This is a genomic window from Thermogladius sp. KZ2Tp1 (genome assembly GCF_051131135.1).
GTDB lineage: Archaea > Thermoproteota > Thermoprotei_A > Sulfolobales > Desulfurococcaceae > Thermogladius.
In genome coordinates this window covers 190,043-212,716 of the sequence record NZ_CP151274.1, presented here as the reverse complement: position 1 = coordinate 212,716, position 22,674 = coordinate 190,043, and the positions used below count along the sequence as shown (strand labels likewise).

General features: G+C 54.9%; 29 protein-coding genes. 13 read left to right on the top strand and 16 right to left on the bottom strand.

Annotated features, from left to right (window positions below; genetic code table 11):
• Nucleotides 1-112: 112 nt before the first annotated feature.
• Genes WLZ34_RS01055 through WLZ34_RS01045 form a run of 3 tightly spaced genes read right to left on the bottom strand, consistent with a single transcriptional unit; the run spans nt 113 to nt 2,965 of the window.
• Nucleotides 113-1,231: a glycosyltransferase family 4 protein gene (locus WLZ34_RS01055; protein WP_434731534.1), complete on the bottom strand. Its 1,119-nt coding sequence runs from the start codon at nt 1,229-1,231 to the stop codon at nt 113-115.
• Complete coding sequence (locus WLZ34_RS01050) at nt 1,215-2,282, bottom strand: MBL fold metallo-hydrolase (RefSeq protein WP_434731533.1); 1,068 nt, start codon at nt 2,280-2,282, stop codon at nt 1,215-1,217. Before WLZ34_RS01050 ends, WLZ34_RS01055 begins: the two co-directional genes overlap by 17 nt.
• 5 nt (nt 2,283-2,287) lie before the next feature.
• Nucleotides 2,288-2,965: a CopG family transcriptional regulator gene (locus WLZ34_RS01045; RefSeq protein WP_434731532.1), complete on the bottom strand. Its 678-nt coding sequence runs from the start codon at nt 2,963-2,965 to the stop codon at nt 2,288-2,290.
• 61 nt (nt 2,966-3,026) lie between these two features.
• On the opposite strand from WLZ34_RS01045, the gene WLZ34_RS01040 reads away from it, so the two are divergent.
• Nucleotides 3,027-3,890 (top strand): TatD family hydrolase, encoded by an 864-nt coding sequence (locus tag WLZ34_RS01040; protein ID WP_434731531.1) that lies wholly within the window; start codon nt 3,027-3,029, stop codon nt 3,888-3,890.
• On the opposite strand, the gene WLZ34_RS01035 is transcribed toward WLZ34_RS01040, so the two are convergent.
• A complete protein-coding gene (locus tag WLZ34_RS01035) occupies nt 3,869-4,051 on the bottom strand; it encodes a hypothetical protein (protein WP_434731530.1) in 183 nt (60 codons plus the stop codon). The two genes, WLZ34_RS01040 and WLZ34_RS01035, sit on opposite strands and share 22 nt — an antisense overlap.
• A 61-nt stretch (nt 4,052-4,112) precedes the next feature.
• On the opposite strand from WLZ34_RS01035, the gene WLZ34_RS01030 reads away from it, so the two are divergent.
• The 3 genes from WLZ34_RS01030 to WLZ34_RS01020 are packed head-to-tail and all read left to right on the top strand — an operon-like array spanning nt 4,113 to nt 5,992.
• Complete coding sequence (locus tag WLZ34_RS01030; RefSeq protein ID WP_434731529.1) at nt 4,113-4,421, top strand: hypothetical protein; 309 nt, start codon at nt 4,113-4,115, stop codon at nt 4,419-4,421.
• Between the two features lie 18 nt (nt 4,422-4,439).
• Nucleotides 4,440-5,444, top strand: a complete 1,005-nt coding sequence (locus WLZ34_RS01025) for an AIR synthase family protein (protein WP_434731528.1) — start codon at nt 4,440-4,442, stop codon at nt 5,442-5,444.
• 23 nt (nt 5,445-5,467) lie between these two features.
• Complete coding sequence (locus WLZ34_RS01020; RefSeq protein WP_434731527.1) at nt 5,468-5,992, top strand: hypothetical protein; 525 nt, start codon at nt 5,468-5,470, stop codon at nt 5,990-5,992.
• Between the two features lie 12 nt (nt 5,993-6,004).
• Here WLZ34_RS01020 and WLZ34_RS01015 read toward each other — a convergent pair whose 3' ends face one another.
• On the bottom strand, nt 6,005-6,655 hold the full coding sequence (locus tag WLZ34_RS01015) for a Snf7 family protein (protein WP_434731526.1): 651 nt from the start codon (nt 6,653-6,655) through the stop codon (nt 6,005-6,007).
• A gap of 117 nt (nt 6,656-6,772) precedes the next feature.
• Between WLZ34_RS01015 and WLZ34_RS01010 the strand changes: the two genes are divergently transcribed.
• Both WLZ34_RS01010 and cutA read left to right on the top strand, forming a co-directional pair.
• Complete coding sequence (locus WLZ34_RS01010) at nt 6,773-7,057, top strand: hypothetical protein (RefSeq protein ID WP_434731525.1); 285 nt, start codon at nt 6,773-6,775, stop codon at nt 7,055-7,057.
• Between the two features lie 67 nt (nt 7,058-7,124).
• Complete coding sequence (gene cutA / locus WLZ34_RS01005; RefSeq protein ID WP_434731524.1) at nt 7,125-7,466, top strand: divalent-cation tolerance protein CutA; 342 nt, start codon at nt 7,125-7,127, stop codon at nt 7,464-7,466.
• Nucleotides 7,467-7,644: 178 nt separating this feature from the next.
• On the opposite strand, the gene WLZ34_RS01000 is transcribed toward cutA, so the two are convergent.
• Nucleotides 7,645-8,250, bottom strand: a complete 606-nt coding sequence (locus WLZ34_RS01000; protein WP_434731523.1) for a hypothetical protein — start codon at nt 8,248-8,250, stop codon at nt 7,645-7,647.
• A gap of 115 nt (nt 8,251-8,365) precedes the next feature.
• Between WLZ34_RS01000 and WLZ34_RS00995 the strand changes: the two genes are divergently transcribed.
• Nucleotides 8,366-9,469, top strand: a complete 1,104-nt coding sequence (locus WLZ34_RS00995) for a tryptophan--tRNA ligase (RefSeq protein WP_434731985.1) — start codon at nt 8,366-8,368, stop codon at nt 9,467-9,469.
• Nucleotides 9,470-9,492: 23 nt separating this feature from the next.
• Here WLZ34_RS00995 and WLZ34_RS00990 read toward each other — a convergent pair whose 3' ends face one another.
• Nucleotides 9,493-10,143 (bottom strand): orotidine 5'-phosphate decarboxylase / HUMPS family protein, encoded by a 651-nt coding sequence (locus WLZ34_RS00990; protein ID WP_434731522.1) that lies wholly within the window; start codon nt 10,141-10,143, stop codon nt 9,493-9,495.
• Nucleotides 10,144-10,203: 60 nt separating this feature from the next.
• Here WLZ34_RS00990 and WLZ34_RS00985 point away from each other — a divergent pair, with 60 nt between their 5' ends.
• A complete protein-coding gene (locus WLZ34_RS00985; protein ID WP_434731521.1) occupies nt 10,204-11,283 on the top strand; it encodes a polyprenyl synthetase family protein in 1,080 nt (359 codons plus the stop codon).
• A gap of 8 nt (nt 11,284-11,291) precedes the next feature.
• Here the strand turns inward: WLZ34_RS00985 and WLZ34_RS00980 are convergent, their stop codons facing one another.
• Nucleotides 11,292-11,543 carry a hypothetical protein gene (locus WLZ34_RS00980; protein ID WP_428726927.1) on the bottom strand — a complete coding sequence of 84 codons (252 nt, stop codon included), beginning with the start codon at nt 11,541-11,543 and terminating at the stop codon, nt 11,292-11,294.
• 76 nt (nt 11,544-11,619) lie between these two features.
• Here WLZ34_RS00980 and WLZ34_RS00975 point away from each other — a divergent pair, with 76 nt between their 5' ends.
• A complete protein-coding gene (locus WLZ34_RS00975; RefSeq protein WP_428726928.1) occupies nt 11,620-11,868 on the top strand; it encodes a DUF504 domain-containing protein in 249 nt (82 codons plus the stop codon).
• A 3-nt stretch (nt 11,869-11,871) separates the two neighbouring features.
• Here the strand turns inward: WLZ34_RS00975 and WLZ34_RS00970 are convergent, their stop codons facing one another.
• The gene (locus WLZ34_RS00970) at nt 11,872-13,149 is read right to left on the bottom strand and encodes a Glu/Leu/Phe/Val family dehydrogenase (protein WP_434731520.1); all 1,278 of its coding nucleotides are present in this window, start codon (nt 13,147-13,149) and stop codon (nt 11,872-11,874) included.
• Nucleotides 13,150-13,311: 162 nt separating this feature from the next.
• Between WLZ34_RS00970 and WLZ34_RS00965 the strand changes: the two genes are divergently transcribed.
• A complete protein-coding gene (locus tag WLZ34_RS00965; RefSeq protein WP_434731519.1) occupies nt 13,312-13,860 on the top strand; it encodes a cysteine hydrolase family protein in 549 nt (182 codons plus the stop codon).
• Nucleotides 13,845-14,444: a hypothetical protein gene (locus WLZ34_RS00960; RefSeq protein WP_434731518.1), complete on the top strand. Its 600-nt coding sequence runs from the start codon at nt 13,845-13,847 to the stop codon at nt 14,442-14,444. The genes WLZ34_RS00965 and WLZ34_RS00960 overlap by 16 nt, the downstream gene beginning before the upstream one ends.
• On the opposite strand, the gene WLZ34_RS00955 is transcribed toward WLZ34_RS00960, so the two are convergent.
• The 5 genes from WLZ34_RS00955 to WLZ34_RS00935 all read right to left on the bottom strand — a co-directional run bounded on the left by WLZ34_RS00955 (nt 14,431) and on the right by WLZ34_RS00935 (nt 19,505).
• On the bottom strand, nt 14,431-15,204 hold the full coding sequence (locus tag WLZ34_RS00955) for an ABC transporter ATP-binding protein (protein WP_434731517.1): 774 nt from the start codon (nt 15,202-15,204) through the stop codon (nt 14,431-14,433). The two genes, WLZ34_RS00960 and WLZ34_RS00955, sit on opposite strands and share 14 nt — an antisense overlap.
• Entirely contained in the window at nt 15,201-16,169 is a 969-nt protein-coding gene (locus WLZ34_RS00950; RefSeq protein WP_434731516.1) for an iron chelate uptake ABC transporter family permease subunit, read from the bottom strand. Before WLZ34_RS00950 ends, WLZ34_RS00955 begins: the two co-directional genes overlap by 4 nt.
• Before the next feature lie 4 nt (nt 16,170-16,173).
• Nucleotides 16,174-17,301, bottom strand: a complete 1,128-nt coding sequence (locus WLZ34_RS00945) for an ABC transporter substrate-binding protein (RefSeq protein WP_434731515.1) — start codon at nt 17,299-17,301, stop codon at nt 16,174-16,176.
• Between the two features lie 74 nt (nt 17,302-17,375).
• The gene (gene dph5, locus WLZ34_RS00940) at nt 17,376-18,158 is read right to left on the bottom strand and encodes a diphthine synthase (protein WP_434731514.1); all 783 of its coding nucleotides are present in this window, start codon (nt 18,156-18,158) and stop codon (nt 17,376-17,378) included.
• A gap of 3 nt (nt 18,159-18,161) precedes the next feature.
• The gene (locus WLZ34_RS00935; protein WP_434731513.1) at nt 18,162-19,505 is read right to left on the bottom strand and encodes a hypothetical protein; all 1,344 of its coding nucleotides are present in this window, start codon (nt 19,503-19,505) and stop codon (nt 18,162-18,164) included.
• A 118-nt stretch (nt 19,506-19,623) separates the two neighbouring features.
• On the opposite strand from WLZ34_RS00935, the gene WLZ34_RS00930 reads away from it, so the two are divergent.
• Nucleotides 19,624-20,403 carry an isopentenyl phosphate kinase gene (locus tag WLZ34_RS00930; protein ID WP_434731512.1) on the top strand — a complete coding sequence of 260 codons (780 nt, stop codon included), beginning with the start codon at nt 19,624-19,626 and terminating at the stop codon, nt 20,401-20,403.
• On the opposite strand, the gene WLZ34_RS00925 is transcribed toward WLZ34_RS00930, so the two are convergent.
• Complete coding sequence (locus tag WLZ34_RS00925; RefSeq protein WP_434731511.1) at nt 20,400-20,819, bottom strand: hypothetical protein; 420 nt, start codon at nt 20,817-20,819, stop codon at nt 20,400-20,402. The two genes, WLZ34_RS00930 and WLZ34_RS00925, sit on opposite strands and share 4 nt — an antisense overlap.
• Before the next feature lie 61 nt (nt 20,820-20,880).
• Here WLZ34_RS00925 and WLZ34_RS00920 point away from each other — a divergent pair, with 61 nt between their 5' ends.
• The gene (locus tag WLZ34_RS00920) at nt 20,881-21,093 is read left to right on the top strand and encodes a hypothetical protein (protein WP_434731510.1); all 213 of its coding nucleotides are present in this window, start codon (nt 20,881-20,883) and stop codon (nt 21,091-21,093) included.
• Between the two features lie 23 nt (nt 21,094-21,116).
• On the opposite strand, the gene WLZ34_RS00915 is transcribed toward WLZ34_RS00920, so the two are convergent.
• Nucleotides 21,117-22,583: a DUF2139 domain-containing protein gene (locus WLZ34_RS00915; protein ID WP_434731509.1), complete on the bottom strand. Its 1,467-nt coding sequence runs from the start codon at nt 22,581-22,583 to the stop codon at nt 21,117-21,119.
• Between the last annotated feature and the right edge of the window lie 91 nt (nt 22,584-22,674).

Below are 22,674 nucleotides of genomic sequence, written 5' to 3'. Positions count from 1 at the left end.
ACGGCTTTCCTCTCGTCCGCGATTTATCATCACACACTAAAACTGAACCTGGTAGAGCCCTTATAAAACCCGCGTTTCGAACACGACTATACCCTAGACCACCTTAACGGGGTCACGTACTCCTCCACAAGCCCACGACCGTCTCGATGATCCTTGATATCTCTTTGTGGTACCTGTACCTGCTAAAGCTTAGACTCCTGAGCCTGGAGTTAGTGCTCAAGCGCTTCCAGAGCTCCTCGCTCCTCCCTAACCTGACTAGGTGGTCTGCGAGCTCATCGACCGAGGTGTAGGGGAGGCTTATCGAGGTATCCTCGTTTGCTATGTCGAACCACGCCCCGCTATTCCTCGGTATTATAGTTGGAGTGCCCGCCGCCATGGACTCCACGATGGTTATCCCGAAGTGCTCCATAGGTGTGAGGTGTACGTAGACTAGCGAGGTCTTGTAGAGTTTTACCAGCTCTGACCTCGAGATGTTCAACCTGAGGTCGATCAGCTCGCTGAGGCCGTTCTCCTCTATCTCCTCTACGAGCTTTTTCAAATACCACCCGTTGTTCTCAGAGAAAGCCCCGGCGAGCGTTATTCTCATGTCGATGCCCCTCTCATTCACCGCCCTCCCGATACTCACCACCTTCTCCAGGTTCTTCTCGGGGGAAAACCTGGATATAACGAGGATCCTCCGCTCCCTGTCCCTGAACGGGAGCGGCTCCTCGCCTATGATGTCATCGATGTTCACAGGCGGGTAGACCACGACGGGGTTGATACCGTACACTTTGTTGAAGAACCACGCCGTGAGACTAGAGTTGGCTAGGAAGACCTTCGTGGACTTGATGTAGAATGGGAAAATCAGGTTGTTTAGGAGCGAGTACAAGTTGCCGAGGGTCTTCGCGAACCCTTTCACAGCAGGATAGTACGTGTTCACCTCTAGGAACGAGGGGAAGTGGAGGTAGACTACATGGCTTTTCCCGGAGAGCACGTCTCCACTCGTGTTAAAGACGATATCGGGGTCTTCTTGCGGATAGCCTAACCCTACACCGCGTAGCTCGTCGTGGTTTAAGCCGTAGAACTCGCACAGAGAGTAAAGCTTGTCTGCGCTCCTCAAACCGAGGGAGTCTATGTAGACTTCGAAGCCCGCCTTCTTCAGCGAGATGGCCGTCTCTATCGAGACGTACTCTGACCCTCCAGGGCCCATGAGGATGGAACCGATCATGTGGTGCCTAACGAGTGCCAGCAACTCTGTCTTCACCCGTGTCGGGCATCACGAAAGTAACGTAGCCCCTGCGGAACAGCTCGCGGGCTAGCTCGTACGGCTCCCCGTTCCTGGACGCGTCTACGACCACTACTCTCGGGCTCGACATCTCGACGTAGGCGACCAGGTCGTCGAAGTCCCCGTGGTCGCTCAAAGCGATGACCCAGGTATGTTCGTCCACCTGGCGTGCCGGGTTCTCGAACTCCCAACCCGTTAAGACTACGTTGAGCGTGGAGCCGTCTATCTTGCGGTACTTTGCTTGGTTGAAGTGCCTGAAAACCACGTACCTCTCGAACTCGTCCCCAATCCTCTCCCTGTAGTACTCTCCTATCCTCACGCCGTGCTTCTCGAGTACTCTTGTAGCCCTGTAGACTCTCTCGGGCATTAGAAAGGGCTCCTCTATCCCGCTTCTTCTCAAGAGGTGCATTGCTTCCTGGAGTTTGCCGTGGTAGCCGTAGATGTGGACTCTCCCGTACTTCCTCAAGCCGTACCTCACAGTATCCACGAGTATCTCTTCGACGCTGTGCTTGAACGGCCTCCTGTATCTCGGTGAACCATAGGTCGACTCTATGACAAGAACGTCTAGGTCTCTCATAACCCGCGTGTTGTTACCTAGCTTCACGTCTCCCGTGTAGCCTACACGGCGCCCCTCTAGCTCTATGAGAACAGAAGAAGCCCCAAAGGTGTGGGCGTTCTCCACTAGAGTGATAGACGAACCCTGGTACTCCAACCTCTCGCCGTAGTCCAGCGACCTCCTCTTCGCTCTGAAAAGGCTGTGTAGACCGCTGCCGTGGATGACGAGCTCTTCGAGCAGGTCGAGGGTAAGAGGTGTACCTACGATATAGCTCGAGACTCTCAGGCTCTCGCTCAACCCCACGGTGTGGTCGCTGTGTATGTGCGTGACAACGCGGATCGGCCGCGGGAAGTAACCGTCGATCGCAAAGTACCTCCCGACAGTGATGGCCCTTGTCTCTTTCTCGATGCCCACATTCTTGAACAACCACTCGACGAGCTTTTCGTCCCTACCCGATGACAATTAGCTTACCCCGTCACATTAACGAGGTTTTTCCACTTCTTAGTGACCGGGTCGTATATCACCTGGTTGTCGTCTCTTAATTTAGTGAAGAGCATAAAACCCTTGTCGCCGAGAGCCTTACGCAGTTCGTCCTCGTCGCTTGTGGCGGCCTTCTCGAACAGCTTTGTCTTGAAGTCCTCCCAGAAGTCGGGGTCCACGGCGATCCTCTCCTTGGACGTCTCTATGACAACTGCCCCCTCCCTCCGCAGGTAGTTAAAGAACGCGTCGCGGTTAAGCTTCTTGGGTAGGCCGCTCTCGAAGACGACCTTCTCCTCTCTCAGCCTTTCAATACCCGTTTTTCTCCTCTCTCTTCTCTGCTCCGAGACCTCTGCGGCCCTCGACTTGATCTCCTCGACCACGCTGGTCAAGTAGTCAACCCTCTCGTACAGCTCGGCTACCTGTCTCCGCAGGCTCTCTATCACCTGTAGCTGCTTATTCAACTCGTCTTGGACGATCCTGGCGACCCTGGCCTTCACACTGTCTTCTAAGCCTCCTTTCTCGGCCCCCTCTACTCTCTCTTTGATAAGCTTCACGACGTAGTCCAGTATAGAAGGATACCCCTCTTTCTCTGACAAAAACGCTAGAGCCCTAAATAAGTCCTCGTCTAAGTAAACCGTGAGCGGCCTCTTTTTCTTCTCGCTCAAAACACTAGTCCCCGTTTTAAAGCTCACTCTATTATTTCTTTGTTGACCAGGATATAAACGGATGAGGAAAATGGGGAGACTACTGTTTAGCGACGCGCACCTCCACCTCAACCCCGTGGGCGGTGTCGGCGCGAGGGGCATCGTAGACCGGCTCGTTAAGGAGGGGTTCTGGTTCGTCGGCCTGGTAAACCTGCCGCCCTACCACTACGGGTTCAACACGCCCACTCTTAGTTCGTTCGAAAAGGCACTCGACATACTGGTCTCACAAGCGAGGTTGCTGAGGGAGAGAGGCATCAAGGTGAAACTCCTGGCAGGCTTCCACCCAGCCGAGGTAGACGCCTACAACAAGCAGGGGCTTGGGCTTGAGGAAGTCTACACACTCGCCGAGCGCGTGTTAAAGTTGATCGAGTCGAAGATAAAGGAAGGGGTCATTGACGGGATAGGGGAGGTCGGCAGGCAGCACTACGGGACTTCGTTCGGCAGAATATCTGTCTCGGAGGCAGTGATGATCAGGGCTCTCGAGCTCGCGAGGGATCTCGGGGCCGTAGTCCACCTCCATCTAGACCAGTCTGGCTGGGCTACGTGCCACCTTGTAGACATGCTGACCAGCCTGGTTAAAATAGATAGGTCTAAGGTGCTCGTACACCACGCTAACACGGCGACCGCACAGGCCTGTATCCAACGAGGCCTACCCGTGTCGTTTCCCGTTAAGCACGACCTGGATAGGATCATCGGGTTCGACGGCGAGGTACTGGTCGAGTCCGACTTCATAGACGACAACCAGCGTCCAGGCGTATCAGCGTACCCGTGGGAGATAGCGAGAGTGGTGAACTCGTTGATCGCCTCGGGAAGGATAAGCGAGGAAATGGCTTATAGGGTGATGGTCGACAACGTAGTGAAATTCTATGGAGTTGAACCCCCCTGACCTCCTGCGCCCCGCGGGTCTACTTCCTCGATATAGATCCTTGACTCCGGGCACTCGTCTATTCCCAGAAGCAAGAGCTCGAAGAGCCTTCGCGGGTCCTCGTCTATAACGTCGAGACACCCGACGACCTTTATTCTCAGCCTCATAGAGTCCTCCACCAACACCGCCCACGTCTTAGATATTAGTTGGAAACACCACGATATTTCCATAAAGGTTGTAGGGATGGGGTTTAAGACCAGGCTGTGCGATGTATGCGAGTCTAAACCTGCTGTACACAAGTGCCCCGCCTGCGGTAGGTGGGTGTGCGAAGAGGACTTCGATTACTCGAAGAACCTATGCGTGGTCTGCGCCAGCACCCTATGCGAGATTTGCGGGCTTAGGCCCTCCATAGGGTACTGCCGCGTCTGTGGTAGGGTGGGCTGCGAGGAGTGTCTCGTACAGGAGTCCACGGTATCCTACGTGTGTCGGGAGTGCGCCGAGAGGCTCGGGCTACGATTAAATTCCAAGAGGTATAGATTTAGGCTAAAGTGACAGCAGGGGTGGCATGTTTTGGCGATTACTAAGGGGGGAAAGATATCCTGGGAAGAGCTTAGTAGGCTCATCAGGTTTCTACCAACCGGCGACGTCGACTTGGTTATAGGGCCTAAACTAGGCGAGGACGCGGCGGTCATCAGGTTAAAGGACGGCTTTCTAGTTGTACACAGCGACCCGATCACAACGGCCTTCTGGAGAATAGGCTGGTACGCTGTCCACGTGGCCGCAAACGACATCGCTGTAAGAGGGGTTAAGCCGAGGTACTTTCTGCCGGTCGTTCTCCTCCCGCCGCGAATGGGGGCCAGTGAAGTCGAAGAGATATTCAGAGATATGGGTGAGGCCGCGAGGGAGGTATCGGGCGTGGTCATAGGCGGGCACACAGAGGTCACACCGTACTTGGAGAGACCGATCATATCCATGACGGCCATAGGCTACTCTACGGGCAGGTTTGTCTCCACTTCAGGGGCTAGGCCAGGGGACTACCTGGTGATCGTGGGTAGGGTCGGCGGGGAGGGTGCCAGCGTTGTCGCGTGGGACTTTGAGGAAGAGCTGGCAGGTCGGGGCGTGGATAGAACCCTGATAGGCGAGGCCAAGAACTTCCTGCGAGAGATAAGCGTGGTGAAGACGGCTCTGTCCATAGCCCCCTACGTGGACTCGATGCACGACGCAACAGAGGGCGGGGTTATCCAGGCTATCAGGGAGGTGTCTGTCGCGAGCGGGGTGAACGTTCACGTAGACCTCGACATGATCAGAGTAGACGTTGCCGTAAGAGAGATCAGCAAAGCAATGGGTCTCGACCCGTTGAAGTTGTTGAGTAGTGGTTGCATAGTTGCGGCAGTCCCACCGAGCAAGCTCGGCGTTCTCGAAGAGACCTTAAGGGGCTTGAACCAGGTTTACAGCGTGGCAGGTAGAGTCGGCGATTTCGCTGACAGGCCCGTTGTAGAGTTGAGAGAGAAAGGTAGTGTGATCGGGGTCGTTGACAGAGACGTCGTTGATGAGATTTATAAGCTCTTTGGTTGATTACGAGGCAGAGAGTGACCTGAATGCCCGAGCTAAGCGTGCTGCTTGAACAGGCTGTCAAGATGCTCAACATGGTCAGGGAGGAGATCGAGTCGAACGTCGTGTCGAGGTCGAAGGAGCTAGACGCTAGGAAGGTTAGCCTGGCTGCCGGGATATTTAAGTCCGTTGGCGAGATGGCGGACTTTCTCGAGACCCTCAAGAACAGGCTGTCAAGCGCCAAGCTGGGGGAGAGAAGTACTGTCTCGGTCGGCGAGAACACTTACCTGACCTTAGACGGAAACGTCTTCACTATATCCAAGCTGAGGCCGGTGCGGAGAATGGTGTCCTTCAACTCCGACTCGTCTACACTCGTCGTAAAGTCCGGGGACAGCCTCGTCGAGATCCGGCCAGACGGTATAACGGTCAAGACGAGGGCCGGGGTATTCAAATTCAACCCATCGGACTTAGAGGACTACGAGAACAGGTTCGACGAGTTGAGAGCGGCTAGCAAGGTGATACAAAACAGTATTTCGGATTGTGTAGGTATAATTGGCCAAAAAATCAGGTAAGCGTAACGACCATTAGGCTGTGGGTGAAGCCTTCCCCTGCTCGGTCTCTGGTACGCCGATGGTCTTCGGCAGTTCCGCAAACCTCTCCTTGACTTTCTGCTCGGCTATTATCCTGGCCTCCTCGAATATCTTCCTGGCCTCGCTGTCTAGGCCGCTCTCGATGTCGGCAGATATATCGACAATGCTCGAGCCCATGGCGGTCTCGAGCTCTCTAACGGCGTACTGTAGGTCGATCCAGATGTCCGGCGCGACGCTCTTCAGTATACCCAGCGCCTGCTTCATGACGCCTATTACGGGCCCAACCTCGTTAATGGCACCGCCGTAGATCAGGAACGTCTCCAGCTTCAGCGCGGCGTGCTCGAGCGCGTACTGTACTGTCAGTAGTTGCTTAGCGACCTTCCTTATCTCGGCGGTCTCCTTCGCGTAGATCTTGGCCCTCTTCTCGTCTCTCCTCATTAGCGCCTCGACAACGTTGTTGAAGAGCTCCCTGTCCCTCTCGTTCAGCTTCTCGACGTAGTTGTTTATCCTAGATATCGCCGTTTTCAGCCTGTACTGGGCCATTATAGCCTTCTTCTCGAGAGGCTCCCTGTCAGGGTTGAACCACTTCTTTATCTTGTCCGCTATCGACTCCTGCTCTTTATTCCAGTTCCAGTTCACGCCCATACGACACACCGATTCCAATCGTTGAGTCCAAGATGGTAGGTTTATAAAGAGTCGGGTGTATCATTACGAGTACGTTTTTTATTGGGAGTGCTCATAGTGGTTTGCGAGGGGTGAGCTATGTTAAGCGAGGTGATCAAGAACTACGTCACGTGCCGCAAGGGCTGTTCTCTCAGACTGCTTGAGTCCCTCGCAATGTGGGGCTTGGCGACCAAGGCCGAGATCGAAGACTGCGGTGGCAAAAGGAGGTTCAAGAAGATCAGGATGGAGCTCGTCGACGGCAGTTTCGTCGAGTCCGACTGCTTCCTAGACGAGGAGGTCCTCCAGAGCATTAGGATTATAAACGTGTACATAGGGTTTGCCAGGCAGAACAGAGCTCCCGAAAATATAAGGGTTGAGGGCTAAATAATGCTAGTACGGTGATGAGTGGTATTACCGGCGAACCGATGAGCGGGCCCCAGGGCTGATCACCATGAGGGGTGGTTGGGTAGTCGTCCTCACCACTGCGGCCACTCGCGAGGAGGCGGAGAGAATAGCGAGGGCCTTACTCGAGGAGAAGCTAGTGGCGTGTGTAAACATAGTCGACGCTGTCAAGAGCCTGTACTGGTGGCGAGGGACTATCGAGACCTCCAACGAAGTGCTACTCGTCGCAAAGACTAGAGCCGACAAGCTACCTGGTGTAGAGAAGACGATAAAAAGCCTCCACTCATACGAGGTTCCCGAGATCATAGCACTACCGGTGGTTTCGGGTAGTGACGAGTACCTGGAGTGGCTAGACCAATCGATCAGGGAGAAAGAGGGACCTCTCGGCTAAAGGGTGTAAGCACGGGTAACCTCACCGTTACAGTCCCGGAAGGCGTTACTGCCGAGGGCTACCTTTCACTCCTCGAGTTGTGTGCAGCTTGTGCAGTAGTCGCTATAGCCGTCTTCAGGATATACAGGTTGGTGAAGGCCTCGAGGAAGGGCCCAGGCGAGTGCGGGCAGTCCCGAGACTAGCCCGGCGGACGCGGAGAGGGCTTAGCGGCTTCCCCGAGCGCACGACAGAAATCGACGTTCGAGCCAACCATAACGTTGGATAGACCAGCGAGCTCTATGAAGTACTCTACAACGTCTCGGGGCAGGACTCCCGCAATCCCCTCCTCTAACTCCAAGTAAATACCCCCGACCTGGACTATGATGCTCATCAAATTCAAGGCTATCACATCTGAGAGGTACCTCTTCTCGAAGGGCGAGGAGTTAACGATGCTCTCAACGAACGCCGAGACCGGCAAGTAGACCAGGTTGTACTCGTCCACAGGCGACTCTTCGAAGTAGAAATCGGTACCCGAACTCGCTTTCACCCAAGCCAGGAGCTGGGCCGTGAGCGGTCTCGGCCTGACGACCGAGGCGAGGCTCGCACGCGGATACCTAGACTTGATGGACTCATACACTAGCTCGTGGTGTTCCCTGGGCCGACCCCCGGAGAACCAGATGTAGCTGGAACCCCACGCGTTGAAAACGCTCGGGCAGGGGTCGCCCACGAGGGAGGCTAGGTAATTCAGAGACTCGGCCGCCGTCCCACGCGACTCTCCCAAGCGTATGATGGTCACTCTTGGCATACGGTTTCATCCATCGACTTATCGCGCGCTCCTACACACTTTTAATTTAAAATCCACGGGGTAGATATAAAGACACCCGAAACCGTTTAACCCTCGAAAGGTGACCCTAATTGGAATGGGCATGAGGATAGACCCGTGGGACTACAGGCTGATACAGGAATACGACAAGCTGATCACGGTCTTCGGCATACAGCCCATAGACAAAGTTGAGCACGTCGAATTGCTGAGCCACCACTTCTTCAAGAGGCGGATCGTGTTCGGGCACAGAGATCTAGACAAGTGGCTCGAGGCCTTAAGCAAGGGCGAGAGGGTGGCCGTCTTAACCGGTTTCATGCCCTCCGGCACCCCTCATCTCGGGACTGCCATGGTCTTCGAGGAGCTCAAGTTCTTCCAGTCTATCGGGGCGCATGTCAAAGTAGTCATAGCCGACGCCGAGGCGTACGCTGTGAGACGTGAAGACCGTGAGACGACGATAAGGTGGGGGCTAGAGTTCATAAAGCACGCGATAGCGTGGGGAGTAGACCCGGAGAAGGCGGAGTTCTACTTCCAGACAGCCATGAGGGACTCGTACTACAGGCTGATACAGATGTTCTCGAGGAAAGTTACCCTGGCTGAGATGGAGGCGATATACGGGGACCTGTCTCCAGCTAAGGTTATGTCGGCTTTAACTCAGGTGGCAGACATCCTCCACCTGCAGTTGGACGAGTTCGGAGGGTACAGGTACGTACTGGTACCTGTCGGTGTCGACCAGGACCCCCACATTAGGCTAGCCCGCGACGTCGCGGACAGATTCGAAGGAGAACTCGGGTTAAAGAGGCCTTCTTCGACCTATCACAAGCTGCTTAGAGGGCTGGACGGGAACAAGATGAGTAAGAGCCGTCCCGAGTTCGCTATTTTCCTGGACGACGACGAGGACTTCGTCAAGAAGAAGATCGCCATGGCGCTGACCGGAGGTAGAGCTACAGCTGAGGAGCAGAGGAGGCTAGGGGGTGAGCCCTGGAAGTGCATGGTGTACGAGCTGTACACATACTTCCTTCTAAGCGACGACGAGCTAAGGGAGATCACAGAGAGCTGCGTTAAGGGGAGAATCTTGTGCGGCGAGTGTAAGAGGCTAGCCTACAGCAAGTTGATAGAGAGGCTGCGCGAGCACAAGAAGAGGTACAAGGAGGTCAGCGAGAAAGTCGACCTCGACAGAATTGTTAAGACCCCCTCCTTCTAGCTCTACGCGTCTGCTCGCCGACTTTATTTCGGGATTTTTTCGAGGAAGTCCAAGACGGTCTTGACGGGGTTGCTGGACCTAGTGATCGCGCCGCCGACAACTATAACGTCCGGCTCGGCCTCTAGGAGCCTGTCGACGTCCTCCAGCTTTATACCGCCCGCTATGCAGTACCTGCCGCCCGTCTCCTTCTTAAACCTGTAGGCCTCCTTCACTAGCTCCACAGCCGATAAACCGCGGGCTCTCTGCACGTCGACGCCTATGTGGAACAAGACGTAGTCGGGTCCCATGCTATAGACCTGGACCGCCCGCTCGTAGGGCCTCTGGACGCCTATTAGGTCCACGATCAACGTCTTCCCGTTAGTCTTAGCGAGCTCGACACCAGCCCTTATCGTAGAATCGTCAGCCAGGCCGAGCACGGTAGCAGCGTCCGCCCCGCTCTTGAAAGCCTCCCCTATTTCTAGCTCGGCAGCGTCGATTGTCTTGGTGTCGGCCACGACGAACATGTTCGTGGCTTCCTTTATTAACCGCACGGGAATAAGACCCCAGCTCTTGATCAGAGGTGTCCCCACCTCAAACCACACCCTTCTGTCTCTGACCTCCCTGAAGATCGCCATAACGAGGTCTAGCGCCTTCGTCATGCTGGTGAAGTCTAGGGCTATCTGCAGGTACGTCAAGCGGTGCCACCGCCCTACATTTATTTTCGTCCAAAAATTAAAACAAGGGGGGTGTAGTCGTTGGCCTCCGACCCGGTTTCGATCGCTAAGAGTGTCGTAGAGCAGGAGTTGAGCCAGCTCTTCGGAGAAGTGGAGGCTGCGGCGAAGCACACCTCCCCAAGGCTGTCCCAGCTGGCGTGGATAATAAGGGACTTCACGCTACGTGGTGGAAAGAGGTTTCGCGCCACGCTAGTGCTCGCCGGCTTCTGGAGTAGGAGATGGGGGAGGGAGCTAGACGACGACGTAAGGAAGGTCATGGCGTCCGTCGAGCTCCTCCAGAGCTACCTGCTCGTCCACGACGACATAATGGACAGAGACGAGATCCGCAGAGGGGGGCCGACGGCGCACGCGTGGTTCAGGGACGTGTGTGTAAAGGAGGGTCTGCTAGCAGACTGTCCGCACTACGGCGTCTCGCAGGGGATAACCGCGGGCGACCTACTGGAGTCCCTCGCCGTACGGCTTCTATCCTCGACGAGCCCAGACGTGGCGCGACCTCTGATCAGCAGGTACACGGATGGGTTGATGAAGGTGGCCTTCGGGCAGTACTTAGACGTCCTCCTGGCGAGCCTCCCGCTGGAACTAGTTAGCGAGCAAGACGTCATAACTGTACACACGTTGAAAACAGCTTCGTACACAGTCGAGCTCCCGCTTCACTTGGGGGCTATAGCCTCGCGCGAGTCGAGCACCAAGCTACTAAACGAGTTGTCGAAGTACGCTATACCGGCCGGCGTGGCGTTCCAATTGAGAGACGACATAATAGGCTTGTTCGGTAAGACCGAGGTAACGGGGAAGCCGGTTGGTAGTGACGTGGTCCAAAAGAAGAAGACGCTCCTCGTCGTGAAGGCCTACGAGTTTGCCGGCGAAAGCGCGAGGGAGAAGCTCAGGGAGATCTACTCGACTGGGAAACAGCCGTCGGTCGACGGCGTGAACTTCGTGGTAAGAACCGTCGAGGGGACGGGCGCGCTAGACTACACTCTGAGGGTCATAGACAGGTATGTGGCTGAAGCCAATAGGGCGATAGACGAGATGACCGAGACTTCTCGCGAGGCTAGGGAGTTCCTCAGAGAGCTACTCCTGAAAATGGCCTACAGGGAGGTCTAACTCCAAGTCTAGGCCTCGCCACGCCTCCTTTTACTCAGTATTTCGTATATCTCTTCTGGCTTCAAGGTCGGGGTCTTGACAAAAATGTATCCAACGTAGGCGACCGAGACTAGCACGAGCGTGACGATCACGTACACTGTCAGGTCGATTACCTTCGTCCTTAATTCGAAAGGAGCGAAAAATACCAGGTATGTGTAAAACACGAACATTGCCAGCGAGGCAGCGATCATGAGCCAGCCTTGAAAGGCCCTCTTATTCAAAACCCTTCCACCTAATCGTCAGGGAGACTTAATACAGGCTACATTAATAAGTGTTAGGCGTGTGGAGTGTCAAGTGATGGGCCGGAGAAGAGGGGAGATAGAGGAGGTACTGCGGAGGGTCTTCTTCTCAGGTCACCGTAGTGAGTACATCGTATACGTCCTCGACAGGACGCCTGAGGGCGAGGGCTTGAAGGCTATACCTGCCGACTCTATAGACGACGTGAGAGGAGGCTATATTTTCACCAGGGGGTATGCCATACCCTTTCACAGGGTTTTAGAAGTGAGGGATGTAAAGGGGAGGGTTATTTACACTCGGAAAAAATGAGGTCTAGATCCAGCCTCTGAGCTTCATCGCCTTAACGACCCTGTCGACGGCGATCGCGTAGGCAGCAGTCCTCATCGGGTACTCCCTGTACTTCTTCTCCCACTCGTCAAACACCTTGTTGAAGTTCTTCGTCATCATCTTGTCGAGCCTCGCTAGCGCCTCGTCGTCTGTCAGCCAGCAGCCCATCCTGTTGTGACTCCACTCTATCCAGCTCATGACTACTCCTCCAGCGTTGGCCAGTATGTCGGGGACCACTATGACTTCCTTCTTGTGGAGGATCTCGTCTGCTTCAGGGGTCGTAGGCCCGTTGGCGCCCTCGACAACAAGCTTTGCTTTAACGTTCGGCGCGTTCTCCCTCGTGATCACGTTCTCGATGGCGGCGGGCACGATCACGTCTACTGGTAGCTCGAATACAGCCTTGTCGTTCGTGAATACCTTGACGTCGCCGCTCTTGTAGTCGACAACTCTCCCGGTCTTCTCCTTGACCGCCATGACCTCTTTCACATTCAGCCCCTTCGGGTCGTACACTACACCGCTAGTATCGCTTACGGCTACCACCGTGGCGCCCCACTCCTCCAGGTACTTCGCCGCGTAACTACCCACGTTACCGAAGCCGTGGACTGCCACGGTCTTACCCTCCAGCCCTCCCAGCCACTTCTTAGCCGCCTCCCTGACGCCGAGTGCTACGCCGTAGCCGGTGGACACCAACCTGGCGGCTAATCCTCCCAGCTCGACCGGCTTCGCAGTTACAACCCCCCACGCGTTGTACCCTACTATCTTGCTGTACTCGTCGAAGTACCACGCCATGGTCTGGGGGTTAGTATACACGTCTGGCGCCGGTATGTCGACGTCGGGGCCTACCTCCTTGGCGATAGCCGCGAAGAACTTCCTGCTGAGCTCTTCCAGTTCTCGCGCCGACAAGGTCTTGGGGTTGACCCGTACAGCGCCCTTGCCGCCGCCGTACGGTATCCCCGCCAGGGCGTTCTTCCAAGTCATCCACATCGATAGCGCCACGGTCTCCCCAGCTGTGGCGTTCTCGCTGTACCTTATACCGCCTTTGTACGGCCCTAGGGCGCTGTTGTGCTGGCTCCTCCATCCGATGAAGGACTCTACCTTCCCGTTATCTCTTTTGACGACGACCTTGACCTGGACTAGCTTCTCGGGGTGTCTCAAGACCTCCACTATCTCCACGGGTAGGCCCAGTATGGACGCAGATTGTTTCAGTTGCTGGACGGCTTGCTGGTACACGGGGTCGTTCTCGTATAGAGTCGCCAAGCTCATATATAGGCACCTCGAAGTCGAATATAGCTGTCTTACGTATAAATACTTTACAGGTGCCCAGACCGCGTCAGCCCTCACACGGTTCTTCACGAATCCGGACCGAAGTCGCTCATCATCAAAGATATTTACTTACACCACACTGTTATATTCGTGGTGGCGTTTTTGAAACCCGCCCTGATAATAGTTGACATGGTACACGAGTTCGTGAGGGGTAGGCTGAGGAGCCCGCAGGCCGAGCAGATAGTCCCGGTCATAAGGAGACTGATCGACGTCGCGAGGTCCTGTAAAGCGCCTGTAATGCACGTCGTCGACAGACACCTACCTTTCGACCACGAGCTGAAGCTGTGGGGTCCCCACTCCCTAGTTGGCTCGCCGGAGTCACGTATTGTGGAAGAGCTCCAGCCCGTCGAGGGGGAATATGTGTTCGGGAAGAGGTTCTACAGCGGTTTCAGAGACACCGGGTTAGACAACGCCTTGAGAGACCTCGGAGTAGATACGCTGGTTGTGACGGGGATACACACCCACATCTGCGTGCTCCACACCGTGGGGGACGCCTTCTACCACGGGTACAACGTTTACGTCGTCAGAGACGGTGTAGCCGCATTCAGTGAGAGGGACCACGAGTACGCGCTCGAGTACATGAAAAGCGTATACGGCGCCAAGATAGTCGACTCGGCGACAGCCGCGGATGTACTATGCGGGAGGCAGTAGGAGAGATAGACTGCCAAGCCCTAATCGAACTCTACCGCTTGGTCAAGGAGTATTTTGATGAAGACCCCGCCACAGCTCTCACAACGATCGCCCTGTACAAGTTCGAGGGACTGGGACGGGTCTACATATCGAAGTTGCTGAACGTGCCGGAGAGGAGGGTTAGGCGCGTCGTCGAACTGCTGTCAAAGCTAGGGGAGGAAGAGTACGAGGCTCTAATGAGGGTGTTGCACGGCATTAAAATAGACAGGAAGACTGTTGGTCGCTACGAGGTGACCGTGTTCTACCCGTTCAACATGCGTCTCGTAGAGTGCGTCGCTGAGAAGGTCGTCTACTTCAGGGACCTCCTGGTCATAAACCTTGGGGACTTTAAGCGCCTTTTTATGATAGGGGTCAAAATCGGGCAGTTGATCTTCCCGCTTGTTCCCGACGAGATATCGAGGAGCTTCGTGGAGTCCCTAGAACCAGACACCTCGCCCAATTCCATCGTTATCGTCTGGTCGTCCCCGCACTCATTAGTCGACGAGGCGTCCGTCCTAGTCAGTCTGTCAAATCTGTGTACGGGCTTCTGCGTCAAGACAGGGTAGTCGTGTAGTCCGGTAGCAACATGCTCCTACCTGAAAGGGTAGTCGCGACCAGCCTTGTCTTGAAAACTCTTTCGAGGGTACTTACATGCTCGGTCAGTTCTTCGGCTTTGAAGTCTCTTAGTACGATACCCTTGTAGAGCAGTACGATCCTGTCGCACACTAACGAGGCGAAGACTGGGTCGTGGGTGGACACGGTGACCAGTTTATCCGCCGCGATACTCTTAACTAGTACGGATAAGCGGGACTTGTTGTAGAGGTCTAAATGGGTGTCTGGCTCGTCTAGGAGGACAACGAGAGGGTCTTTGACGAGGGCCATTGCCAACAACACTCTCTGGAGCTCGCCGCTACTCAGCTCGTTAAGCGTCCTGTCGAGCAAGTCTGCAACACCCAGTGCCCGGCTCACCTTCTCGACATACTCGAAGTCCTTTACGGTGTAGAAAAAGCCCGGCGAGCAGGGGTACCTCGCACTTAACAGGGCCTCTCTCACTCTAAGCCTTATAGAGCTCGGCTGGATATCCGCGACGTAACTTACGAACCTGTGGATATCCCGCTTATCAATTTTAGTACCCCCCGCCGTGATCGTTATAGTACCCTTGTAGTTCACGATGCCGGCCACAGCCCTCAACAGGCTGCTTTTCCCCGCCCCGTTTGGGCCTAGAACACAGTTAACGACACCGTTCTGGAGTCTTAGCTTGTCGACTTTCAGCGCAGTCATGCCACCGTATTCCACGGCGAGGCCCGTTATGTCGACAGCTATCATCTCGTACCACGCACTTCACGGATCAGTAGCCCGAGGAAAAACAGCCCACCTAACGCCGAGACGACTCCCCCTGCCGGCACTTCACCCACGCTGGCTACCAGAGCTTTCCTAGCGAGTAGGTCTGTTGCCAGAAGTAAGGCGCCAGACGTCACCGACGAGTACATTATAACGACCCTGTTGTCGCTCGTCTTTGTCAAAAGCCTCGTGAGGTTCGGTGTTATCAGACCCACGAACCCGATCGTACCGAAGAAACCGACAACAACGCTGGCTACACTCCCCGCTATGAGGGTCGAAACGAGCCGAGTGAGGGACGGCTCAACGCCGAGCTGCCTGGAGTAGATGTCGCCGAGTAGGAGCACGTTCAACCTCTTGGCGAGCAGGATATAGCTCAATATGACGGCTGCTGTTGCCGCTATCAGGTATGGCATGTACTCTCTTGAGGGGGTAGCGAAGGAGCCCAATAGGAGTGCTTGAGCGTAAGGCTGTTTCTCCAGTATGTAGTATGACAGTAGGAACGAAGCACCCGAGAAGACGCTTGCGACGCCTATTCCCGACAGGATGTAGGAGACCTCGCCGCCCCCCAAGAGGTTCGCGATACTTATAGAGAGCAGAAGACCGCTTAACCCGCCCGCGAGGCTTGAGATGGCAATCTCGGTCGAGTCGACAACGCCCGTGACGGCTATGGTTAGATAGGCGGCGAACAGAGACGTCGAGCCAACGCCTAAAACGTAGTGGTCGACCAGCGGGTTCCTGAGGGAGGCTTGAAGAACGCTGCCGGCAAAGCCGAGTATAAACCCCGAGATAAACGCGTAGAGGTCTCTGTGAAATCTGTAGTCCCACAGAACCGCCGGGATTGGCTTGACGAAGTCTACTAGGTACACGACTAGAGCCGTGGTGATCAGTATCAGGGCGTTGATAAGGAACGATCTCCAAAAAACAATTTTGTCACTGTAAACGCTGGTCATGGGCTCAGCCTTTCTTGGTCCGGCGTCCCGTCAGTAACCCGGCGGCGAACGCTATGACGAGAGATAGCACTACTAACGCTAGCACCCAGCTTGACTGATAAGCTGTCTTCTCGATCGTAATAGTCGTCGTGAAAGTCGACGTCTCGGTCTTAGTCTCCGTGTAGGTCACCGTTGCCGTTTGTGGAGTAGTAGTCGTAGTTGACGGTGGTATTACTTCACTCAAGGCACTGTAGAGCACGCTGGGTACTAGGGCTACCAACGGCGAGGGCCTGCTTAACACGTCTGTCTCCGTAGAATTCAAGTACACAATCTTGGCACCCAGGCTAGCTAGACCGCTCTTTTCAACGTCTTCTCGGGTGACCCCCATAGAGGCTACGATTACCACGTCTGGTCTCCAAGCGGCGACATCCTCGATGTTCACAGCTCTCCAACCATAGGACTCGGCGGCGTTCCTAAGTCCAAGCCTAGACATGAGGTCGTTGAAGTACGTTGACTTACCGGCTACCCAGATACCCTGGTATATCCCAACTACGTACAACACGCTTAACCCGGCGTGTCCGCTTAACAGTCTCTTACCTTCGTTTAACAGGTCTTCTATGTTGTTTATTAGCTTAGTTGCCTCGCTTGTTCTGTTGAAGATCAACCCTGTCGTGTATATGTCCGAGTAGACGTCTTCGATACTAGTGGCACTACCCCCCTTCAGATAAACTACAGTAAGGTTGTATTCGGCAAAGGTGTTCAGGAGCGGCCTGTGCGCGCCTGCGTCAGCTAAGACTAGGTCTGGCTGGAGTGATAGGATTTTCTCGACACTTATCGCGCTCCACCAGTACCCGCCCACATCAGTGACGTTTCTGGACTGGAACAGGCCTGAGGCGTTCATGAACCAGTCGTTGTAGGAGTAGTGGTCTACGCCGACTATCACGTTAGACAGGTTCAACGCGAGTAGCGTCTCAGTGATGGAGGGGGACAGCGAGACTACTCTCTGAGGCGCACGAGTCAGGTTGACAACTCTGCCGAGCGCGTCGGTGATCGTCAGAGTGCTCGCGTGCGATACGGCGGATAACTCCGTTACATGACAAAGCGCAAGTGCTGTGAACACTAATAGCAGTAACGACTGTACCCGCTTGGACATTTCGTCCAACACCCTGGCTAATTGAAATATCTCTGGGACTTTAAAAGCGTTGACCCAGTTAGGCCGACGCGCCTCTAAAGACGCTTTACTAGCCTCTCGTACAGTTTTTCCGGCAGGCCACAGTTGTACCTCAAGCTCTCCACCTCCATGAAGTGGAGGTCTCCCGTGACTATGAGGGAGTGCGGGGGGCCAGGGTACTTGTACCCCCCGAGGTTCGGGACTAGATCTGCCACCATGTACTCGTCGCTGAACCCCAACCTCGCAAGCCCCACACCGACTCTCTCGGCTAATAACCCTTGCTTATCCGCCTCCAGCAACATGCTAACAGCCTCCTGGACGGTCATAGCCCTCGACTCCTCTGTTCTCAAGTCGAGTAGAATCAGCGTGTGCAGACCTCTAGATGTGTTGTCTTGTATGACTCTCAGCACGTAGTCGACAGAGGAGGGGTCGTACGTCAGGGTCACAGTCCTACCCAGCTTATAGAAATGGAGCCCACTCCTACTGAATGCTAGTGCGACCACTGTTAGACCGTTCACGACTTTCACTTTCACCCCTCTTTTCGCGGCCTCCACTCTTATGGCCTCGTGGGTCGTGGCTATTAGTGGGTCGCCCGGTACAAGTATAGCTACGTTCCTCCTCGCCGCCTCTTCGACGATCCTCTCAATGCCCACTCCCTCCAGGTCGCTGCGCTTAGCTAGCCGGACCTCTTTGCGTCCGATCAGTTCTATGACCCTGTCGATGTCGCCGTGAATGCTAGTGTACGTGTCGACGATTACAAGGTCGGCGGACTCGATCGCCTGGATCGCCTGTAGTGTCAGGTCCTCGTACTTCATCCCTATGCCCACTAGCAAGAGCAACATCTACCACCCTGCCGAGCGCCAGGCAACCTTCATCACGTAAATGATCGCCGCGTTGTAAACTAAAGTTACCATGATTGAGGTTAGGGGCATTGCGTTGTAGAGGCTCCTAAAGATGAAGTAGGAGGTGGGGCTGGACTTTAGGAAGGAGATAATGGCCGCTAGCGGGTTGTGGTACCCGTAGCTCGCGTAGAAAATCCCCTCAGCGGGCTCCCAGCTAGAGTCCTCCACGATGTATATGTCCCCTCCGACGATCACCGCGGTGTAGAACGTGAAAAACGGGTATATTGCGAGGCTCCACATGGGCAGGGCCACGCTCACCTTCCTTAGCTTAAGTCCTAGGTCCCCTCCTAGCCTGGCCGACATCGCTATGAGAAGGGGGGTCAACCAGGTCAGGTAGTTGAGCCCTCCTACTTTGTTGAGGACCAATATTCCACTAACGACCAGGACGTAGTAGAACAGCGCTTTCTCTATGTGGACTCCCATGCGGACTAGCTTGTAGAAAAGGTAGGCCATGAACGCTGCGAAGGGCACGACCCAAGCCCACGTAATGAACTCCGGCAAGAGCTGGACGTTGAACGACACCGCGTAGAGGGGTACCGCCCACAAACTCAGGTCTTGCGGGTAGCGGAGACCGTGGAATAGGAGGCTTTTTGCGACGAAGTCTACCGGGTCGTAGAGTAGGAAGGGCAGCGAGAACAACACGATCGGCGCGACGAAGTACACAAAGGCGTCTACGAGCGCCTTCCTTAGACCGTGGCGCTTGAGTATGTAGGCGAAGGGGACCAAAGCGGTGAACACGAAGATCTGCTTGAGTAGAGTGACAAGAGATGCTACCAGCAGGCTTTTTTCTGCTTTTCCCTCCTCGAGAAGTATCATGGACAACAAAATGAGCAAAGCTACGAGGAGATCGAACTGGAAGCCCGCCAAGGTTGAATATGCGCTTAGATTGATCAACCACAGTAGGCCGGCCGCGTACCCGTACCTCCTCCGGAGTACGAGGTATATGAGGTTGAAGCTCAATATGAAAGGTATCTTGTCGACCAAGACTACTACGGGGTTCAAGGGGCCCGCCTCGAACTTGAGCAGGCTTGCGAGACTTAGCCCTAGCCAGTGGAAGAGCAGGAACGTGTAGACCGTCAACGGAAAATAGGCCGTCTTCGCAGCTAGAGTATACGTTTTGCTCAAGCCGTACTTAATCGCTATATCGTACCACTGCTCGAAGTACCTGTAATCGTAGTAAGCGGTTGTGAAAGGCGCCGCAAACGCTATAAAGATGTTGGCTACTATTAACGGGATCCAAGACCTCTCCAGCTTCTCGACGAAGCGATTGACAGTAAAGCGCATGTACTTAAACCACCGCACGAGTTTTTAACTGCACTCAAAACCTAGATTAGGCGCTCGAAGATAAAAATAGGCTAAGGAGAGATGAGCGGTGAAGAACTCCGCGGACCCAGGTGAACCCGTGGTCTACCTTAAAGCCGGGGGTAGCTTTCTGACGAACAAAGAGAAGCCCTTCAGCCTTAACTTCCGCGCTTTGAGTTCCCTCGCTAGGATATTGAGGGAAGTCCCAGCTGAGCTGCCGTTGGTTCTAGGTAACGGAGGCGGCAGCTTCGCCCACACAGTCGTAAAAGCCATGCGCGATAAGTACGGCGCCAGGTCCCTGCTTGTAAGGTGCCAGTCAACGACACGCTGGCTGAACAAGCTCGTTGTCGACTACCTCGTGCTCGAAGGAGTCGATGCCACCTCTATCCAAACAAGCGCCATTATCACAGGTGGACCCGGCGGGTTCGTGGTCAATCACCTGCCAGTCGTGATGTCGATCAAGAGGGGGATAAGACCTGTGGTCTACGGGGAGTGCGTTTTCACCGAGGACGGCTACTCCGTGCTCTCCACAGAGGCGGTCTTCTCACTGCTGGCAGAAAGGATTAGGCCCTCGCTGTTCGTCTTCCTCATGGACGTGGAAGGGGTCTACACGTGCGACCCAAAGAAGTGCGAGGAACCCGAGCTCATCTCGAGGATCGATAGCAGTAACGCTGGGAGGGTCTTGAAGAGTCTGGGAGCTCGGTCAGCTACCGACGCTACAGGCGGGATATCTGGCAAGGTCAGGTCAGCCATAGAGCTCTCTGCCAAGTTTAGGGTCCCCGTGGTCTTGATGAGCGGGTTCAACGCCGATGACGCCGTCAAAGCTTTAACGGGGCAACTCGAGGACGTCAGAGGAACGGTCGTCTATATCGGTAGTTAGACTAGGTAGATAGCGAGAGTCCCTTGCGTGAGGTCAAAGTAAGGCTCCCTCTTACGCGATACGACAACACACGAGATACGCCTGGTCAGGACCAGGTAGTCGATCAAGCTCTCGCCGGGTGTGGTCACCGTCACGTACTCCTCGAACCCTATGTCTACACTGCTTATCACGTATTTTCCCAAGTCCAGCTCCTCGCTACAGTTCATAACGTCCGCGGGCTTTAGCTCCTCGTGTTCCACGTAGATGTACTTCTTTCTCTCGTCGCTCGCTACGCGATACGACTTGACCTGCTCGAAGACCACCCCTCTGGGCCTGACCTCTACGTTGAAGCTCCCCTCGATCGTTAAGGCGTCGTCCTCTAGTTTGACCAAGAGGCCCGACGGACCCCACTTCACGCACTTCCTCTTACTGCTCAAAGTCTCACTCTACCTTTTTAAAGAGCCCGAAATGGTTACTTAAATAGTAAGGGGGGTTACTATGCCGAAGAGCCCAGTCGTGATATTGCGAGAGGAGGCGAGAAAGAGGGGGGTAGAGGTCCTAGACATTTACTCGTTCAAGGAGGTAGACCTGGTCAGAGCGAGGGTTGGGAACAAGGTCATTGTTGCCGAGTCAGCTAAAAAGGTCTCGACTCTCACGACGAAGGACGAGGTCGTCAAGTTCGTAGAAGACCTCCTTAAAAAGCTGGCGTGAACGCTAGCAGTGGAGCTAAGGGACTACTCTAGGACTATATACACCACCGCTTTCTCGTCGGGGCTCATCAACTTAAACGAGACTATGTTGTCGTGGTTGCTTAGGTCTACTCTGTTACAGCCCTCAGAAATGGAATAGCTGCTAGTGTCGACAAGTCTCGGCGGTAAGCCTACGTCGTACTCGCTCACCTTAAGAGTGTTGGGCTTGCTCGAGTATACCCTCAGGTGGGGCTCCTTGTACCCGGTTAATGGTACGCCGCCGAAGACCCTACTGCCCACAGTGGAGCCTTCGACCCTGAAAACGACAGGTGGCTGTCTACCCGTGAGGATGCTCTCCTCGCTTACGCTCAAGACCTCTCTCACCCCGACATCGATCTTGGTCGCGTCCCTCCCTCCCAGGTTGGGGGAGTTGTTCGTGCCGAGTAGCACGTCGCCGCCTCTTTTGGTCATACTCGTGATCCTGGCGCCCGCTGCGAGGACTATTCTAGCAACTGGCGGAGTTATGTAGACGAGAACAGACGGGCCCACGCTGTAGTTTAGAGTCCTTACCAAGCTTTTCTTGGGCTCCGCCACGTGTAGGGCTCCGTGAGAGTAGGCGTTGAACACAGCTAGTACACCGCCCCCGATTACGAGGGCGTTGCTCCTGGAGGGCGAGTACTGCGTTCCTGGGAAGTCGAACAAGCGAACAAACGAGGGCTCTTCGACATCAGGCTCAACAGGGTTTCCTACGAGTAGTCCACCCCTGAAGAAGTGCCAGTACCTAGCGTAGGCTGAGACCGCGTAACCGCTGCCCCTGTTCTCGACGCCTTCACCGTCTACGCTCACAGCGGTCCAGTCCCGGACACTATAGTAGAGCATCCTCTTCTCGTGTGGGTCGTAGCACTGGACCCCGTCTACACCCCTCCTCCAGTCCGGTTGCATGTCGAAGCACGCGAACTCCAGAAAGAGGCTGCCCTTCAACCCTGGGATGTCGCTGAGCCTTTTCAGCTCGCTACTGGACCTGTCTAGCTCAAATATCCCGAGGTTGAAGTGCCCGTCGGCCCTGGCTAGTAGGAGTTTGTCGTTCAGCCAGTCGTAGACTATCTCGGATACCTCACCAGCCCACTCCCTTTCGCTTCTGGCAGTCTCGCTCCAGACAAGCCTAACAGTCTTTTCGTTGATGTTGTACTCGTGTACGTGTGAGTACTTGTTCCTGAAATCGATCTCACCGGCGAACCCCTCTCTTGACTTGTAGACGGCTGGGTTATGGACCCACCCGCCAAAGTATATGTACTCGTCCACGGTCTCGACGGCGTTGTACGTGTCTCCGCCCGACGAAGGGCCCGGCCCCAATAGCTCGAACCTGTAAACCGTCTCCTCGCTGTCGTGTCGGAAGTGCGCCTCTGCTTCCATCGATAACGTGTAGTACAGGATTTTTCTGTAGTAGGTCAAGCCAAATACTCCGCCACTACCCCACTCGGGCCCGTAACCCGGCTTGACGAGGTAGTCCATAACCTCACCTGGCTAACTCTTTAATGGGAAAGATAAAAAACGATTTCCTTCTCGGCACATCAACCAAAATTTGGGAGGATAAGTTACCCCC